1 protein-coding gene is annotated in these 249 nt (G+C 31.3%); it reads left to right on the forward strand.

Going from position 1 to position 249, the window contains the following annotated elements; genetic code table 11:
• On the forward strand, positions 1–249 hold a 249-nt coding region (locus tag AOA59_RS31135), incomplete at both ends, for an EAL domain-containing protein (RefSeq protein ID WP_143522869.1).

Raw genomic sequence — 249 nt, forward strand, 5'->3', positions numbered from 1 at the left:
ACAGAAGGCTTGTGAAGATTTAAAGAACTGGGAAAATATCTATAGGAAAAAGATAGATATATCCATAAATATTTCACCATCACAGTTACAACAATCTGGATTTGTACGTCGTATTAAAGAAATAGCCGACCAATATGATATATCTCCAGAGCGTATACAACTTGAAATAACGGAAAATGGCCTGATGGAAAACACATTAGATTCCATCAATACATTACAAAAATTAAAAGATCTAGGTTTTTATATTGC

The organism is Pseudomonas sp. 2822-15, from assembly GCF_002742515.1.
GTDB classification, from domain to species: domain Bacteria; phylum Pseudomonadota; class Gammaproteobacteria; order Pseudomonadales; family Pseudomonadaceae; genus Aquipseudomonas; species Aquipseudomonas salomonii.